Here is a 16,291-nt window from a genome sequence, read left to right as displayed (position 1 = left end):
GGGATAAATCCCCTCGCCACAGGGGCTCCGCTATGCCTGTTTACAACGGTAACCCAGCCTTCACTCGGTACTGATTGCGCACCGGCGTCGCATATTGCAGCACCAGATACGGACGGTGCTCTTCAGGGCAGGCGTCCAGTCGGCGCTGCCATTCTTCCTGCGCCTTGGCCAGTTCATCCGCCGGGAACACTTCGGCAGCCTTCGGCACGTTCAATTGCGGATCGGCATCGGCCCACTGCGCGTACGCCAGGTAATGCACCGGGAACAGGCGGTATCCGCCGAGAATCTGCTTGTCCATCTCGACCGCCAATTGCTTGGTGTCTTCGAACAGCTCGGTGATCGGCGCAGCGAAGTTCACGTGCACCCGGCCCTTGTAGCCGGTGATGCCCTTGGCAATGCTCACGTCATCCTCGCCCGGCGCCTTGGCGTAGGTGCCGGTGGTGGCGCGGATGTACAGCTCACGTGCCTTGGCCTGGTCGCACGGGTCGTATTCGTAGCTGATCGACACCGGGGTCAGGTTCAGCGACTGAATCACTTCACCGAACGGCTCGTCCTTGCGGCTCATGTGGAACATCTTGAGGATCGCCGACTCGGTACGGTCGTCGCCGTCCTTTGCCCGGCCTTCAGCCTGCGCGATCCAGATCGAGGCGCAATCGTTGCGGATCGAGTGGTTGATGTACGCCGACAGCAATTGATACGCCGCCATCTTCTCGCGACGTCCGGTGATCGAGCGGTGCACGATAAAGCTCTTGTTCAGGCGCATCAGATCGCTGACGAAGGGTTTCTGCAGCAGGTTGTCGCCGATCGCGATGCGCGGGGTCGGCAGGCCGGCGTGGTACACCGCATAGTTGACGAAGGCCGGGTCCATCACGATGTCGCGATGATTGGCAATGAACAGGTAGGCGCTGCCGGACTTGAATTGCTCGACACCGGTGTAGGTCACGCCATCAGTGGCGCGCTCGATGGTGTGGTCGACGTAGAACTCGACTTTGTCCTGCAAAGTGGCCACGGAGGTCACGTCGGCAAACTCACGACGCAACCGATGGGCTATAAGTGGTTTGAGCATCCAGCCGAAGGCACCGGCAAAACGCGGGAAGCGGAAGTGGGTGAGGATATCTAGAAACGCCTTGTCGCCGAGCAGTCTTGCCAGTACCGCAGGTACTTCGCTGTCGTCGTAAGGTCGGATGGCATCGAATTCGCCCATCATGCTCTCTTGTTGGAAACGGCTAGGGTAAGTAAAGGTTTTGATCGAAAACCAACGGGGCACGGTCTGAAAAGGTAGCCAGACAAAAATAGCCCTGCAAATAGACCGGCGATTATACGCACAAGTCACCTGGGAGACCGCGATGCTGGAAAGCGCACTGTATGAATGTCCGTATTGTGGTGAAGAGGTCGAGACGACGGTGGACCTGTCCGGCGGTGATCAGACCTACATCGAGGACTGCCAGGTGTGTTGTCAACCGATCAAGTTTGTCTTGCAGGTGCATGGCGAGGATTGGTTTCTGGAAGTCTTCAGCGAAAACGAGTGAGGGGCGCCCATGCAGCGAATCTACGAGCCGGAAAACCTGATGGAGGGCGAGATGCTCAAGGGCATGCTCGCCAGTGAAGGCATCGAAGCGCACCTGGTGGGCCGCGATCTGCTCGGCGGCACGGGGGAATTGCCGATTTTTGGCCTGCTGGGGCTGTCGGTCGAAAACGATCAGGCCGAATACGCCCGCGAACTGATCACCGCGTACAATGCCGCGCTGCCGCTGCCCGGCGATGAACCGGAGAGCTTCCCCGGGACGCTGGTCTGTTAGGCTGACGTTCGTTTTATTTTTGAGTCGTGTTGCGCCATGTGTGGACGTTATGCCCTGTTTCGCTGGAACCGCGATTTCGCGGCCCTGCCCGGATTTCCCGCCGATCAGCAGGCGCAGTGGAACATTTCCCCCAATGATTCGGTGTTGATGCTGCGTGCCGAGGCCGACGGCCAACGCACCCTGGCCCGCGCCCGTTGGGGGCTGACGCCACCGTGGCTGACCGATCTGTCGCGTACCCCGGCGCATGCCCGGGCCGAAACCGTCGCCGAGCAACCGATGTTCCGCGAGGCGCTGCGCCTGCGTCGTTGTCTGTTGCCGGCCAACGGTTTCTACGAATGGCGCGGCAATCTGCGCAAGCGCCCGTACTGGCTGACGCCGGGGGAGGGCTCGTCGCTGTTTTTCGCGGCGATCTGGGAGGCGTATCCGGTGCAGGAGCAGGTGTGGCTGAGCACCGCCGTCATCACGCAGCCGGCGGCCAGTCAGCGCCGACCGTTGATTCTCGATGAGGCGGGGCAGGCGGCCTGGCTCGATCCCGCGACGCCGTTGCATGTGCTGCAGGGCTTGCTCGCCAGTGAGCCGGCGGTATTGCGCGAGCGGGTGTTGGCGAATCTGGTGAATGATCCGAAGCTCAATGGGCCGGAATGCCTGACCCCGGGTTAAGTCAAAAGCCCCTCACCCTAACCCTCTCCCTGAGGGAGAGGGGACTGATTGGGGGATATTGACGAAATATACCGACTTGAACGCTCAGCTTTGAATCCATAATCGACTGGTTATTTCAGGTCGATGTATGACGGGAGACAACTCGGTCAGACCCCTCTCCCTGAGGGAGAGGGGACTGATTGGGGGATATTGACGAAATATACCGACTTGAACGCTCAGCTTTGAATCCATAATCGACTGGTTATTTCAGGTCGATGTATGACGGGAGACAACTCGGTCATTCCCCTCTCCCAGAGGGAGAGGGGTCTGATTGGGGGATATTGACGAAATATACCGACTTGAACGCTCAGCTTTGAATCCATAATCGACTGGTTATTTCAGGTCGATGTATGACGGGAGACAACTCGGTCAGTCCCCTCTCCCTCTGGGAGAGGGTTAGGGTGAGGGGCTTTTCGCTTTTCAGACCTTGAACTGATTGATCAACCGCCGCTGCTGCTCCGCCAATTTAGTCAGGCCGGCACTGGCCGAACTCGACTCATCCGCACCGCCCGCCACTTCATTCGCCACCTGACCGATATTGATCACATTACGGTTGATGTCATCGGCCACTGCGCTCTGTTCTTCCGCCGCACTGGCAATCTGCGTATTCATGTCATTGATCACCGACACCGCCTGAGTAATTGTCTCCAGCGCTTCAGCCGCTTTCGCCGCGTGCTGCACGCTTTCGTCGGTGCGGTTCTGGCTGTCCTCCATGACCCGCACCACATCGCGGGTGCCCTGTTGCAGCTGCTGGATCATGCTCTGGATTTCTTCGGTGGCCTTCTGGGTTTTCTGTGCCAGATTGCGCACCTCGTCCGCCACCACCGCAAAGCCGCGACCCTGCTCGCCGGCCCGCGCCGCTTCGATCGCTGCGTTCAGCGCCAGCAGGTTGGTCTGCTCGGCGATCCCGCGAATCGCGATGAGGATTGCGTTGATGTTTTCGCTGTCCTTGGCCAGCGTCTGCACCACCTCCACCGCTTTGCCGATTTCCACCGCCAGTACGCCAATCGAGTTCGACGTATCACGGACGATCTGCATGCCTTGGCCGGCAGCCTGATCCGCGTGGCTGGCGGCTTGCGCAGCCTGAGTGGCGTTGCGCGCCACGTCTTGCGCAGTCGCGGTCATCTCCTGCACCGCGGTGGCGACCTGATCGATCTCGGCCATTTGTTTCTGAATGCCGATGTTGGTGCGAATCGCGATGTCGGCAGTGTGCTCCGAGGAATCGCTGACGCTCTGCACCGACGTCACCACCTGCGTGATCATCGCCTGCAACTTGGCGAGGAAGGTGTTGAAACCTTTGGCAATCGAGCCGAGTTCATCGCTGCGATCACTGCTCAAGCGACGGGTCAGGTCGCCTTCACCTTTGGCGATGTCATCCAGCATGGCGACCATCTGCTTCAGTGGCCGGGCGATGCCGTGCCCCACCAGCCAGATCACCAGCAAACCGATGGCGGCGATGATCAGGCCGACCATGGCCATGCCGAAGGTGTCGGACTTGCGTTGCGCATCAAGGTCGGCCTGGAGTTTTTGCAGATCCGCCATCACCGCGTTCAACGGCAGTTGCAGCATCAGGGTCCAGCGCGCGTCGGTCTGGCCGATGCCGAACGGCAGGTACAGCTCGATGCGGCCCTTGTCCTTGTTGACCGAGTAGGTGACTTCGCCGCGTTTGAGATTGGCCATGTTGGCGATCTGCTCGGCGTCGAGAATGTCGCTGACCTTTTCACCGAATTTGCTCGGATCCTGGGTGTAGGCCACGATCCGGCCGTTGCCGCCAATCAGAGCCATTTGCCCGGCGCCGCTGTACAACTTCTGGTTGGCGCCGAGGAGCATTTCCTGGATGAAGTTCACCGACAGGTCGGCGCCGACGATGCCCTGGAATGCGCCGTTGAGCATGATCGGTTCAATAAAGGAGGCGAGCATGACGATCTTGTCGCCGACCTTGTACGGCGCCGGATCGATCACGCAGGATTTCTTGCTCTCTTTCGAGCACAGGTAGTACTCGCTGGCCCGTACGCCAGTGGACAGGACTTTCTGGTCATCGACGTCCGCCAGTTTGTCCAGGCCCAGGGTGCCGTCGTCATTGCGGAACCACCAGGGCAGGAAGCGCCCGTTGGCCGCGTCGATACCGACCACGCGGGTGCCGACGTAGGCCGCGTCATTGTGGTCCAGGGCGTTTTTTTCCCAGCCGATGTAGGTGCCGAGAATTTTCGGGTTCTGCTCGACGTTCTCCTTGATCAGGCTGATCAGTTGCTCGCGGCTGATGGTCAGTCGCGGCTGGCCGTCGGCGCCCGGCGTGCCGAGCAGCGCGTTGACCCGCACCAGTCCGCCGGCAATCAGCAGCGGTGCTTCGAGTTCGCGCTGGATCTGGCTGACCTGAGTCTGCGCCAGCGAGGTCAGGCGTTGTTCGATGACTTGTTCGAACTGCGCCTGGGTGCGCTGTTGCACCATGTCCTGGGTGCGGGCACCGGAAAACAGCGCGTACAGCACCAGCGCGGCGACCACGCTGAGCACGATGGCGCCGGCCAGGGCGGCGACGGAAAACTGGATCGACTTGAACTTCATGGGAGCTCCGCACGCAAGAGGACGTCTGCGCTGTTGTATCGGCAGCAGGCATGGCGCCATGAGCGTTGAGCGGAACAAAGGGCGGAGGATGTCGCAAATGGATCGGTGCGCGACGCAGCGGCAGCAGACTTGCCGGTTGCTGTGAATTTTTTACGACAACAGCGGTGGGAAACTTCCGAAAGACGCTGCAACACGTCTGTTGTATCTGGCGCCGATACAATTCACCCCCTACGATACGCGGCAGGTTTTCAGGGAGCTTTTGAATGAACAAGACATTGGTTGTAAGTGCACTGAGCGCAGCGCTGTTGCTGGCCGGTTGTCAGTCGGTCAACACCACCAGCGGCGGAGCCGTGGGGGTGGAGCGCAAGCAGTACATGTTCAGCATGCTGTCCTCGCAAGAGGTCGACCAGATGTATGCCCAGTCCTATCAGAAGACCGTCGGCGAGGCGTCGAGCAAAGGCGTGCTGGACAAGACCAGCCCGGAGGCCAAGCGGGTTCAGGCGATTGCCAACCGGCTGATTGCCCAGGCACCGAACTTCCGCCCGGATGCGGCGCAGTGGCAGTGGGAAGTCAATCTGATCAAGAGCGACGAGCTCAACGCCAACTGTGGCCCTGGCGGCAAGATCATTTTCTACACCGGGCTGATCGACAGCCTGAAGCTGACCGACGATGAAATCGCGGCGGTCATGGGCCATGAAATCGCCCACGCCCTGCGCGAGCACGGTCGTGAGGCGATGTCCAAAGCCTATGGCATTGAAATGGCCAAGCAGGGTGCCGGTGCGTTGCTCGGTCTGGGTCAGGACAGCCTGGCGCTGGCCGACACCGTGGCCAACTACGGCATGACCTTGCCCAACAGCCGTGCCAACGAAAACGAAGCCGACCTGATCGGCCTGGAACTGGCCGCCCGCGCCGGGTACAACCCGAATGCGGCGATCACCTTGTGGAACAAGATGAGCAAGGCTTCGGAAGGCGCACCGCCGGAGTTCATGAGCACCCACCCGGCCTCGTCCAGCCGGATCGCCTCGCTGCAGGCGGCGATTCCAAAAGTCATGCCGCTGTACGAGAAAGCGCCGAAGTCCTAAGAGTCGAAGGACACAACGATTCTTCAGGTTGGGAGGGCTGTTGTGGCGAGGGGATTTATCCCCGATGGGCTGCGAAGCAGCCCCAAAACCTGCAAATGCGTTATGTCTGACACTCTGAGGAGGCAGGTTTGGGGGCGCTTCGCGCCCCATCGGGGATAAATCCCCTCGCCACAGTTAATTGTCAGATCACGGCTCAGGGGTTAAATCCAGCCACTGCTCTGCATCGCCTTGTACACCGCAACGATCGCCAGAATGAAAAACGCCGAAGCCGCCAGGCGACGGATCAAGGTCAGTGGCAATTTCTCCGCAGCAAAGTTACCCGCCAATACCACCGGCACGTTGGCAATCAACATGCCCAGGGTGGTGCCGATAATCACCAGCCACAGCTCAGGGTATTGCGCCGCCAGCATCACGGTGGCGATCTGCGTCTTGTCACCGATTTCCGCGAGGAAAAACGCGATCAGCGTGGTCAGGAAGGGGCCGAACTTGCGTGCGGTGCTGGCTTCATCGTCGTCCATCTTGTCCGGGACCAGCGTCCACAGCGCAGTGGCGGTGAAGCTCGCGGCGAGAATCCAGTGCAGCACCGAATCGGAGAAGAAGCTGCCGAACCAGGCGCCTACCGCACCGGCTGCCGCGTGGTTGGCCAGGGTCGCAGCGACGATACCGGCAATGATCGGCCAGGGTTTGCGAAAGCGAGCGGCGAGAATCAGCGCGAGCAGTTGCGTCTTGTCGCCGATTTCGGCCAAGGCAACGATTGCGGTGGGAACGAGTAACGAGTCCAGCATCAGGATTTTCCTAAGGGGCGGGTCGACACGGCTATGACACGTACAGCCTTCCCGCCCCGGGTAAGGTGTGCGTGTCATAGGTCTTGTCAAACCCTGCGATCCGTCTGGTGCGGACGCTTGGGTCGCATACGCCATGATCTGAGGATCAAGTATGTTGACGTATGCCGGACGAGCTTGGCGCTCGTGGGAGACTACTCCCCTAGGACGGAGCGGATTCTGCCTTCGCAAAACCGATAGAGCAAGAACAAATTTTCAGCCGCGCTTGGCCCGGTAAATCCGGAAACCATTGCCTTCGGCCTTGATTGCACACACGCCCAGATGCTCTTCGATCAGCGGCTGATACTTCAGGAAGCTGTTCGCAACCAAGCGCAGTTCGCCGCCGTTTTTCAGATGTTTGGCCGCTTTTCGCAGCAAGTTTTCGGTAGCGAAATAATCGGTGTGCACGCCGACATGGAACGGCGGGTTGCTCAGAATCGCGTTCAAACCCATCGGTGCAGCGTCGATACCGTCGCCGGTCAGCACTTCGGCGTCCAGACCGTTGGCCGCCAACGTCAGGCGACTGCTGGCGGCGGCGAAGGCATCGACGTCGAGCAAAGTCACCTGATTGTGCGGATAACGCCGTTTGACCGCCGCGCCCAAAACCCCGGCGCCACAACCGAAATCCAGCAGATGACCGCTCGGCAGTTTGTCCAGATGCTCAAGCAGCAGGGCGCTGCCGCGGTCCAGTCGACCATGGCTGAACACGCCCGGCAGGCTGATGACTTTAAGCGGGCCTTCGGCCAGCGGCAGCTCATAAGTCTGCGCCAGGCTTTCCAGCGATTTTGCTTCAGGCGCGTTGGCCACGGTGACCTGCCACAGTTGGCAGTGACGGGCGCTGTCGAGTTTGCGCGGCTTGCCGAACGGGTTGAGTTGCTTGGACGCACCCTCGATACCGCTGCGTTTTTCCCCGACCAGAAACACCTCGCGCCCGGGCAGACGTGCGGCCACGGCATTGAGGATGTAATCGGTCAGATCCTTGGACTTGGGCAAAAACACCACGGCGCTGTCGAACTCGCGCTCCGGCACGTTTACGCCGAAATGGCTGCGACCTTCGAAGCGCGCATCGAGAGCGGCCTGATCGCCGGCATGCCAGCACCAGCCGAACGCATTGGGCAGGCGCCCGAGCAGATCGTCGGCAGGCAAACCGGCCAACAACAGCGAACCCTGGAATAACTCGGCCTGACGAAGCAGTACTTCACTGCGCGGATCCATAACTGCTCCTTGGAAAAAAAGTGCCGCAGTTTATCAACTGACGACCCGCAGCGCTTTACCGCTGAAGAATGCCTGGGCGTTTTCGGTCAATTGGCCGACGATGCGTTGCCGCGCTTCGCGACTGCCCCAGGCGTTGTGCGGAGTGACGATCAGCCGTGGAATGTCGGCGGCCAGCAGCGGATTGCCGTTGACCGGCGGTTCGACGCTGAGCACGTCGGTGGCGGCGCCGCCAAGGTGACCGTTGCGCAACGCGGCGGCCAAGGCTTGCTCGTCGATCAAACCACCGCGAGCGGTGTTGACCACAAAGGCGCCGGGTTTCATCGCCGCCAGCTCGCGGGCGCCGATGAAGTGCCGGGTGTGTTCGTTGAGCGGACAGTGCAGGGTCAGGGCGTCGATCTGCGGCAGCAATTCGTTCAGCGGCAGACGGTCCGGCCGCGCCGGGCGGCCCGGAATCTGTCCGAGCAATACACGCATGCCAAATGCTTCGGCCAGTCGCGCGACCGCACCGCCGAGTTCGCCATGACCAAGCAGGCCGAGGGTTTTGCCCTCCAGTTCGACGATCGGATAGTCGAGCAGGCAGAACTGTCTGGCCTGCTGCCAGCGACCTTCGCCGACGGCTTTTTGATAATCCGCGAGGCGGGTGGCGAGGTTGAGCAGCAGCATGATCGTGTGTTGCGCCACCGACGGCGTGCCGTAACCCTGACAGTTGCACACGGTGATGCCGTGGGCGCGAGCCGCGTCCAGATCGACGTTGTTGGTGCCGGTGGCGGTGATCAGGATCAGTTGCAGATCCGGGTTGGCGGCCATCGTGGCGGCATCGATGCGGATCTTGTTGGTGATCGCCACGCTGGCCCCGTGCAGGCGTTCGGCGACTTGATCAGGCGCAGTCTGGGCGAACAGTTGCAGGTCGCTGAAGCAGGCGCGCAGCGGGCTGAGGTCGAGATCGCCGAGATCCAGAGACGGGTGATCGAGGAATACGGCGCGGCGCGGGTTCGTCATCAACTGTACCTTTTGTGCTTGGAACGGAAGGCGTAATCTGCCGAGCCTACCAGATGAAACAAAACGTTACGCAGTGCCCGAGGTGCTCACAAAACCTGTGGGAGCGGGCTTGCTCGCGAAGAGGGCGTGTCAGACCCATAAAGGTTGCCTGACACAACGCCATTCGCGAGCAAGCCCGCTCCCACAGGGGAAAAGCATTCAGGCGATGTGTTCAAGTTGATGATCACCCCCAGAGGAGCCCCCATGTACTGGACCGAGTTCTTGACCGTTGCACTGATCCATCTGCTGGCCGTGGCCAGCCCCGGCCCGGACTTTGCCGTGGTGGTGCGCGAGAGCGTGACCCATGGTCGTCGCGCCGGCACCTGGACCGCGCTGGGTGTGGGCACGGCGATTTTCCTGCATGTGGGTTATTCGCTGCTCGGCATCGGCCTGATCGTTTCGCAGTCGATCGTGCTGTTCAACGCCTTGAAATGGGCCGCCGCCGCGTACCTGCTGTACATCGGCTTCAAGGCCTTGCGCGCGCAGCCGGCGAAAACCGTTACCGATGATCTGCACAAGGAAGCCGGCGTGCGCACCGCGCGCGGCGCGTTCACCTCGGGCTTCGTGACCAATGGTCTGAATCCGAAAGCCACGCTGTTCTTCCTGTCGCTGTTTACCGTGGTGATCAACCCGCACACGCCACTGGCGGTGCAGGCGGGTTACGGGGTTTACCTGGCCGTTGCGACCGCTTTCTGGTTCTGCCTGGTGGCGATGCTGTTCAGTCAGCAACGTGTACGTGCCGGTTTTGCCCGCATGGGCCATTGGTTCGACCGCACCATGGGCGCGGTGCTGATCGCTCTCGGCGTGAAAATCGCGTTTACCGAGATGCACTAAGAGCTGAAACCCGATCAAAACTGTGGGAGCGAGCTTGCTCGCGAAGGCGTCGGATCAGTCGATATCACAGGTGACTGGAAGATTGCTTTCGCGAGCAAGCTCGCTCCCACAGGGAAATGGGGAATTCCTACACGAGTTGGCTGAGTTTGCTCAGATTATTCAGGTACTCCCGGGGATTGTCCCCGAGCAACCGGCGAAACATCGCGCTGAACGCCCGCGCGCTGCCGTACCCCAGATCCCGCGCCACGCTCTGCACGCTGTCCCCGGCGAGCAGGCGCGGCAGCGCTTCCATCAGGCGCAGTTGCTGGCGCCAGGCGTTGAAACTCATCTTCAGTTGTCGCTGGAACAGCCGCGCCAGAGTGCGTGAGCTGGCGCCGACCTGCTGCGCCCAGTCTTCCAGGGTGTTGGGGTGATCCGGTGTGTGCAGCAACGCCAGACAGATGTTCTGCAGGCGTCGGTCAGTAGGCATTGGAATGTGCAGCGGCAGGTTGTCCAGGCTGGCGAGCTCTTCCAGCATCAACTGCTGGATCAGCGGATTGTCCGCGTGCGGCGGGCCCTGCACGGCGCGCAGGATCAACTCGCGCAGTAGCGGCGTCACCGCCAGCACGCAGCACTGTTGCAGGCTGGCCGGTGACAGCTCGGGGGCAATGAACAGCGAGCGCATCTGCACATCGCCGGACATGAAAATCTCGTGCGCGACTTGCGGCGGAATCCACACTGCGCGGCTTGGCGGAATCACCCAGGCACCGAGGTCGGTGACCACTCGCATGATCCCTCGGACGGCATACAGCAACTGCGCCTCGCGGTGCAGATGCAGCGGCTGGTGCGCGCCGTCCAGATAATCCCGGGGATAGGCGCTCACCGGACCGTGTTCGAAGTGGCTGATCAACATGTCGGATTCGATGACCTGGTTGGCAGGTATGCGCTTTTTCGCCAACTTAGCATAAAGCCGCTGACAACAATCCGCCCATAACAAACACAAGCGTGCCGCCATGAATCAATCTCGAAACGTCATTCGCTACGTCAACGCCGCCCATGTGATCGATCACATGTTCATGCTGATTTTCCCCGCCGCCGTGCTCGGCATGACCCAGGCCTTCGGCCTCGACTACGCCGCGCTGATCGGCCTTTCGCTGGGTGGGTTCATTGCCTTTGGCGCCTGTTCGTTACCGGCCGGCTGGCTGGGCGATCACTGGAGTCGGCGGCAGATGATGCTGGTGTTTTTCTTCGGCATCGGCGCCTCGGCGATCTTCACCGGGCTGAGCACCAGCCCGACGATGCTGGTGATCGGGTTGACCCTGATCGGCATTTTCGCCGCGATCTACCACCCGGTGGGCACCGCGATGCTGGTGGCCTACGCGCAGAATCGCGGGCGGGAGATCGGCATCAATGGCATGTGGGGCAACCTCGGCGTAGCGTTCTCGGCGCTATCACCGGGTTGCTGGTGGCGCAGTTCGGCTGGCGGTCGGCCTTTGTGTTACCGGGGGTGGTGGCGATCATGCTGGGAATCGGCTTTGCCTTGCAGGTGCGTGAAGAGCCGATCCCGCAGCGTCCACACACCGCACTGAAGGGCGCTGCCGGGCAGCGGATTTCGATGCTCATGGTATTCGGCGTGCTGGCGCTGGCGACGGCCACCGGTGGCGTGGTGTTCAACGCCACCACCATGACCTATCCGAAGCTGTTTCAGGAACGTCTGCATGACCTGTTCGCCTCGCCGCAAACCCTCGGCGTGGTGGTCAGCCTCGCGTATGCCTTTGGTGCAGTCGCGCAGTTGAGCATTGGCCAGGTGCTGCACCGAGTCAGCCTGAAATGGCCGTTTATTGTGTTGACGCTGTTTCAGGCGCCGCTGTTGTACGCCATGGCGTATGTCGATGGCTGGGCAGTGATCGTGCTCGGTGCGGCGTTCATGTTCGTGGTGTTCGGTCAGGTGACGGTGAACGACTCGATGGTCGCCAATTTCGTCGCGCCGCAGTGGCAATCGCGGGTCTTCGCCCTGCGTTACTGCCTGTCGTTCGGCGCCAGTGCGACGGCGATTCCGCTGATTGCCTACATCGAGCCGCGCCATGGGTTTGTCGGGCTTTACTTGATTCTGGCGGGTTTCGGCGCATTGACCTTCCTTGCTGCGCTGGTTTTCCCACGGACGCCTTCAGAAGCGGCTGTAGGGCAAACGGCCTGAACGGCGCTGAAATACCGACAAATGCTGGCGCAAAGCTAGCATTTGTACGGCTGTGCAAATCATTCCTTCGGCTGATTTGACTGGGGTATAACGGCTCTAGAGTAACGCTCTCTACGCCAACACCGTGCAGCCAGAAAAGGGATTCATATGTTGCAGACTCGCGTCATTCCCCCGGCCGATGGGGCCTACCAGTATCCATTGCTGATCAAACGGCTGCTGATGTCCGGCGCCCGTTACGAGAAAACCCGCGAGATCATCTACCGAGACCAGTTGCGCTACAGCTATCCGACCCTGATCGAGCGGGTGGCGCGGCTGGCCAACGTATTGACGGCGGCCGGGGTGAAGGCGGGTGACACCGTGGCGGTGATGGACTGGGACAGCCATCGCTACCTCGAATGCATGTTTGCCATTCCGATGATCGGCGCGGTGATCCACACCATCAACGTGCGTCTGTCGCCGGAGCAGATCCTCTACACCATGAACCACGCCGAGGACCGCTTCGTGCTGGTCAACAGCGAGTTCGTCGGGCTGTACCAGGCCATCGCGCCGCACCTGACCACCGTCGAGAAAACCCTGCTGCTGACCGATCTGCCGGAAAAGACCGCCGAGCTGCCGAACCTGGTCGGCGAGTATGAGCAACTGCTGGCCGCTGCGAGTGCGCAATACGACTTTGAGGATTTCGACGAGAACTCGGTCGCTACCACCTTCTACACCACCGGCACCACCGGCAACCCGAAAGGCGTGTACTTCACCCATCGGCAACTGGTGCTGCACACCATGGGCGTGTCGACGATCATGGGCGCGATCGACAGCGTGCGCCTGCTCGGCACCAACGACGTGTACATGCCGATCACCCCAATGTTCCATGTGCATGCCTGGGGTTTGCCGTACGTGGCAACCATGCTCGGGCTCAAGCAGGTTTACCCGGGGCGTTACGACCCGGAATTCCTCGTCGAGCTGTGGCGCAAGGAGAAGGTCACGTTCTCCCACTGCGTGCCGACCATCCTGCAGATGCTGCTCAACGCCAAAGGCGCACAGGGCACCGATTTCGGCGGCTGGAAGATCGTCATCGGTGGCAGTGCGCTGAACCGTTCGCTGTATGAAACCGCCAAGGCCCGGGGCATTCAGCTGACGGCGGCGTACGGCATGTCGGAGACCGGGCCACTGGTTTCCTGCGCGCATTTGAACGACGAGTTGATGGCCGGCACCGAAGATGAGCGCACCACTTACCGGATCAAGGCCGGTGTGCCGGGGCCGTTGGTGGAAGCGGCGATCGTCGACGCCGAGGGCAACTTCCTCCCCGCCGACGGCGAAACCCAGGGCGAACTGGTCCTGCGCGCGCCGTGGCTCACCGAAGGCTATTTCAACGAACCGCAGAAGGGCGCCGAGCTCTGGGCCGGCGGCTGGCTGCACACCGGCGATGTGGCAACGCTCGACAGCATGGGCGTGATCGACATCCGCGACCGCATCAAGGATGTGATCAAGACTGGCGGCGAGTGGATTTCCTCGCTGGACCTCGAAGACCTGATCAGCCGTCATGTGGCGGTACGTGAAGTAGCAGTGGTGGGCATCGCCGATCCGCAATGGGGCGAGCGGCCGTTTGCACTGCTGGTGATCCGCGAAGGGCACGAGATCGGGGCGCGCGAGCTCAAGGAACACCTCAAGCCGTTCGTGGAGCTGGGGCACTTGAGCAAGTGGGCGATTCCAAGCCAGATCGCCCTTGTTACGGAAATTCCCAAGACCAGTGTCGGCAAGCTCGACAAGAAGCGCATCCGCCTCGACATCACCGAATGGCAGGCCAACAACAGCACCTTCCTCTCGACACTTTGAGTGTCTGCTGGCGCGCCGAAACCGGCGCGCCAGACCCACCAAGCAAGCGCTTGGCTTGTTAAATCGAAAAATTCAGCCATCCTTGCCGTGCCGACATGTGTCGGACTGGCGAAAGGACTGTTCCAGAGTGGCCGGCAGCTGCAAATCACACTTTAGAGGGATCAAGCAGTACCCCCTGCTGGCTATAGTCCGCTCAAGGATTTTTAAGAACGGGGCACACGCACGAACAGGGGCGATGCAACTTTGGAGTGACGTCGGGTGGCTACTGGCTCCCGGTCTTCCAGGCGTTTTTAAAAGTACTCACTGCCATAACAATAATGCACATGGAGTAGCGTCGATGACATCAGTAAACCAGTTCTGGCGCCGGGCTAAACTGCCTCTGGCCGTCAGTCTTGCCTCTACGCTCGCCGGGCCCGCATTCGGCGTCAGTTTCAACGTCGGTGAAATCGAAGGTCAGTTCGACTCCTCGCTCTCCCTGGGCATGAGTATCTCGACCCAGCAGCCGAACAAGGACCTTATTGGTGTCAACAACGGCGGCAAGGGCCTGTCCCAGACCTCCGACAACGGCCACCTGAACTTCAAGAGCGGGCAAGCCTTCTCGAAGATCTTCAAGGGCATCCATGATCTGGAACTGAAATACGGCGACACCGGGGTCTTCGTCCGGGGCAAATACTGGTACGACTTCGCGCTGCAGAATCAGGACCTGGAATACAAGGACGTCAGCAACCACAATCGAGACGTCGCGGCGCGCTCTTCCGGCGGGCAGATCCTCGACGCCTTCGTTTACCACAACTACTCGATTGCCGATGAGCCAGGTTCGGTGCGTCTGGGCAAGCAGGTGGTGAACTGGGGCGAAAGTACCTTCATCGGCGGCGGCATCAACTCGATCAACCCGATCGACGTGTCCGCGTTCCGCCGTCCGGGTGCCGAGATCAAGGAAGGTCTGATCCCGGTCAACATGTTCTACGTGTCCCAGAGCATTACCGAAAACCTCTCGGCCGAAGGTTTCTACCAGATCGACTGGCAGAAGACCGTGACCGACAACTGCGGCACGTTCTTCTCGCAGCCGGACATTGTCACCACCGGTTGCGACGACAACCTGCGGGTACTGAACAAGCGTTCGACCATTCCGGGTATTGCGCTCGGGCCGTTGGCCAACGCTGGTGTCGACGTCAACGAAGAGGGCGTGCTGGTGCGCCGTTCGCCCAACCGCAACGCGCGTGACAGCGGGCAGTGGGGCGTTTCCGCCAAGTACATGTTCGACCCGCTGGCCACCGAGTTCGGCGCCTACTTCATGAACTACCACAGCCGTGCGCCGATCTTCAGCGCCACCGGCGCGCCCCAGTCGATCTATAACGGCGTCAAGGCATTGCCAGGGCCGTTCCAGGCACTGGGCCCGCTGGTCGTGGCAGGCAACTCGGAATACTTCATCGAATACCCTGAAGACATTCGCCTGTACGGTCTGAGCTTCTCCACTACCCTGCCTACCGGTACGGCGTGGAGCGGTGAAGTCAGCTACCGGCCGAATGCTCCGGTGCAGTTGAACTCCACCGACATCCTGTTCGCCGGCGTCCGTCCGTTGGGAGGCGCGTTGACCAACGCGTCGGTCCTCAACGGCGTGCCGGGCCAGGATCTGCACGGTTACAACCGTAAAGAAATCACCCAGCTGCAAACCACCCTGACGCACTTCTTCGATCAGGTGATGGGCGCCAACCGGCTGACCCTGGTGGGTGAAGTCGGCGTGACCCACGTCGGTGGTCTGGAAAGCAAATCCGAAGCCCGTTACGGCCGCGATCCGGTGTTCGGCCCGGGCGAACTGCCTGCCACGGGAGGTCTCAACACCTGCTCGCAGATCCTCAACACCTCCACCATCAACGGTGCCGGGCCGGGGGCTTCGCGCGACAACGTTTCCAGCAACTGCAACAACGATGGTTTCACCACGGCCACTTCGTGGGGCTATCGCGCTCGTGCCATTTGGGATTACAGCGACGTGTTTGCCGGTGTGAACCTCAAGCCGAACGTGGCCTGGTCGCACGACGTGAAAGGTTACTCGCCAGGCCCTGGCGGCAACTTCGAGGAAGGTCGCAAGGCCATCAGCCTCGGTCTCGATGCCGAATACCAGAACACCTACACGGCGAGCCTGGCCTACACCAACTTCTTTGGCGGCGACTACACGACCGTGGACGATCGTGACTTCGTGGCCTTGAGCGTCGGCGTGAACTTCTAAGCACAGTT

At 60.9% G+C, this 16,291-nt stretch carries 13 protein-coding genes, 2 pseudogenes and 1 riboswitch; of the genes and pseudogenes, 8 read left to right on the top strand and 7 right to left on the bottom strand.

From position 1 onward, the window contains the following. Positions 1–40: 40 nt before the first annotated feature. Positions 41–1,204 carry a 1-acyl-sn-glycerol-3-phosphate acyltransferase gene (locus E3Z29_RS26465; RefSeq protein WP_171061843.1) on the bottom strand — a complete coding sequence of 388 codons (1,164 nt, stop codon included), beginning with the start codon at positions 1,202–1,204 and terminating at the stop codon, positions 41–43. Positions 1,205–1,346: 142 nt separating this feature from the next. Between E3Z29_RS26465 and E3Z29_RS26460 the strand changes: the two genes are divergently transcribed. The 3 genes from E3Z29_RS26460 to E3Z29_RS26450 are packed head-to-tail and all read left to right on the top strand — an operon-like array spanning position 1,347 to position 2,459. Then, positions 1,347–1,529 carry a CPXCG motif-containing cysteine-rich protein gene (locus tag E3Z29_RS26460; RefSeq protein WP_134787315.1) on the top strand — a complete coding sequence of 61 codons (183 nt, stop codon included), beginning with the start codon at positions 1,347–1,349 and terminating at the stop codon, positions 1,527–1,529. A gap of 9 nt (positions 1,530–1,538) precedes the next feature. After that, positions 1,539–1,799, top strand: a complete 261-nt coding sequence (locus E3Z29_RS26455; RefSeq protein WP_003228093.1) for a putative signal transducing protein — start codon at positions 1,539–1,541, stop codon at positions 1,797–1,799. 36 nt (positions 1,800–1,835) lie between these two features. Next, positions 1,836–2,459: an SOS response-associated peptidase gene (locus E3Z29_RS26450; protein WP_134787314.1), complete on the top strand. Its 624-nt coding sequence runs from the start codon at positions 1,836–1,838 to the stop codon at positions 2,457–2,459. A gap of 459 nt (positions 2,460–2,918) precedes the next feature. Here E3Z29_RS26450 and E3Z29_RS30070 read toward each other — a convergent pair whose 3' ends face one another. Then, positions 2,919–3,623: a methyl-accepting chemotaxis protein gene (locus E3Z29_RS30070; protein ID WP_372241230.1), complete on the bottom strand. Its 705-nt coding sequence runs from the start codon at positions 3,621–3,623 to the stop codon at positions 2,919–2,921. 198 nt (positions 3,624–3,821) lie between these two features. Continuing rightward, positions 3,822–3,881, bottom strand: a pseudogene (locus E3Z29_RS30065) (hypothetical protein); the annotation flags it as partial. Positions 3,882–5,323: 1,442 nt separating this feature from the next. Here E3Z29_RS30065 and E3Z29_RS26440 point away from each other — a divergent pair. After that, positions 5,324–6,142, top strand: coding sequence for a M48 family metallopeptidase (locus E3Z29_RS26440; RefSeq protein WP_027612207.1), 819 nt, complete (start codon positions 5,324–5,326; stop codon positions 6,140–6,142). Positions 6,143–6,342: 200 nt separating this feature from the next. On the opposite strand, the gene E3Z29_RS26435 is transcribed toward E3Z29_RS26440, so the two are convergent. The 3 genes from E3Z29_RS26435 to E3Z29_RS26425 form a co-directional block, all read right to left on the bottom strand. Further along, entirely contained in the window at positions 6,343–6,927 is a 585-nt protein-coding gene (locus tag E3Z29_RS26435; protein WP_134787312.1) for a TMEM165/GDT1 family protein, read from the bottom strand. A gap of 89 nt (positions 6,928–7,016) precedes the next feature. Then, positions 7,017–7,139, bottom strand: a riboswitch (yybP-ykoY riboswitch). Between the two features lie 40 nt (positions 7,140–7,179). After that, positions 7,180–8,178 (bottom strand): class I SAM-dependent methyltransferase, encoded by a 999-nt coding sequence (locus E3Z29_RS26430; RefSeq protein ID WP_027612205.1) that lies wholly within the window; start codon positions 8,176–8,178, stop codon positions 7,180–7,182. A 33-nt stretch (positions 8,179–8,211) separates the two neighbouring features. After that, on the bottom strand, positions 8,212–9,177 hold the full coding sequence (locus E3Z29_RS26425; protein ID WP_134787311.1) for a 2-hydroxyacid dehydrogenase: 966 nt from the start codon (positions 9,175–9,177) through the stop codon (positions 8,212–8,214). Positions 9,178–9,420: 243 nt separating this feature from the next. Here E3Z29_RS26425 and E3Z29_RS26420 point away from each other — a divergent pair, with 243 nt between their 5' ends. Further along, the gene (locus E3Z29_RS26420; RefSeq protein WP_027612203.1) at positions 9,421–10,050 is read left to right on the top strand and encodes a LysE family translocator; all 630 of its coding nucleotides are present in this window, start codon (positions 9,421–9,423) and stop codon (positions 10,048–10,050) included. A gap of 127 nt (positions 10,051–10,177) precedes the next feature. Here the strand turns inward: E3Z29_RS26420 and E3Z29_RS26415 are convergent, their stop codons facing one another. Continuing rightward, positions 10,178–10,942 (bottom strand): helix-turn-helix domain-containing protein, encoded by a 765-nt coding sequence (locus E3Z29_RS26415; protein ID WP_134787310.1) that lies wholly within the window; start codon positions 10,940–10,942, stop codon positions 10,178–10,180. A 100-nt stretch (positions 10,943–11,042) separates the two neighbouring features. Between E3Z29_RS26415 and E3Z29_RS26410 the strand changes: the two are divergent. The 3 genes and pseudogenes from E3Z29_RS26410 (at position 11,043) to E3Z29_RS26400 (ending at position 16,283) form a co-directional block, all read left to right on the top strand. Further along, positions 11,043–12,226 (top strand): annotated as a pseudogene (locus E3Z29_RS26410) (MFS transporter). Between the two features lie 147 nt (positions 12,227–12,373). Next, positions 12,374–14,056: a fatty acid--CoA ligase gene (locus E3Z29_RS26405; protein ID WP_134787309.1), complete on the top strand. Its 1,683-nt coding sequence runs from the start codon at positions 12,374–12,376 to the stop codon at positions 14,054–14,056. 337 nt (positions 14,057–14,393) lie between these two features. Then, positions 14,394–16,283: a DUF1302 domain-containing protein gene (locus E3Z29_RS26400; RefSeq protein ID WP_134787308.1), complete on the top strand. Its 1,890-nt coding sequence runs from the start codon at positions 14,394–14,396 to the stop codon at positions 16,281–16,283. Positions 16,284–16,291: the final 8 nt, after the last annotated feature.

The organism is Pseudomonas sp. S150 (genome assembly GCF_004526365.1).
Lineage (GTDB): Bacteria > Pseudomonadota > Gammaproteobacteria > Pseudomonadales > Pseudomonadaceae > Aquipseudomonas > Aquipseudomonas putida_A.
Note: the sequence above shows the minus strand (reverse complement) of the source record. Positions and strands in the feature narration are given on the sequence as shown.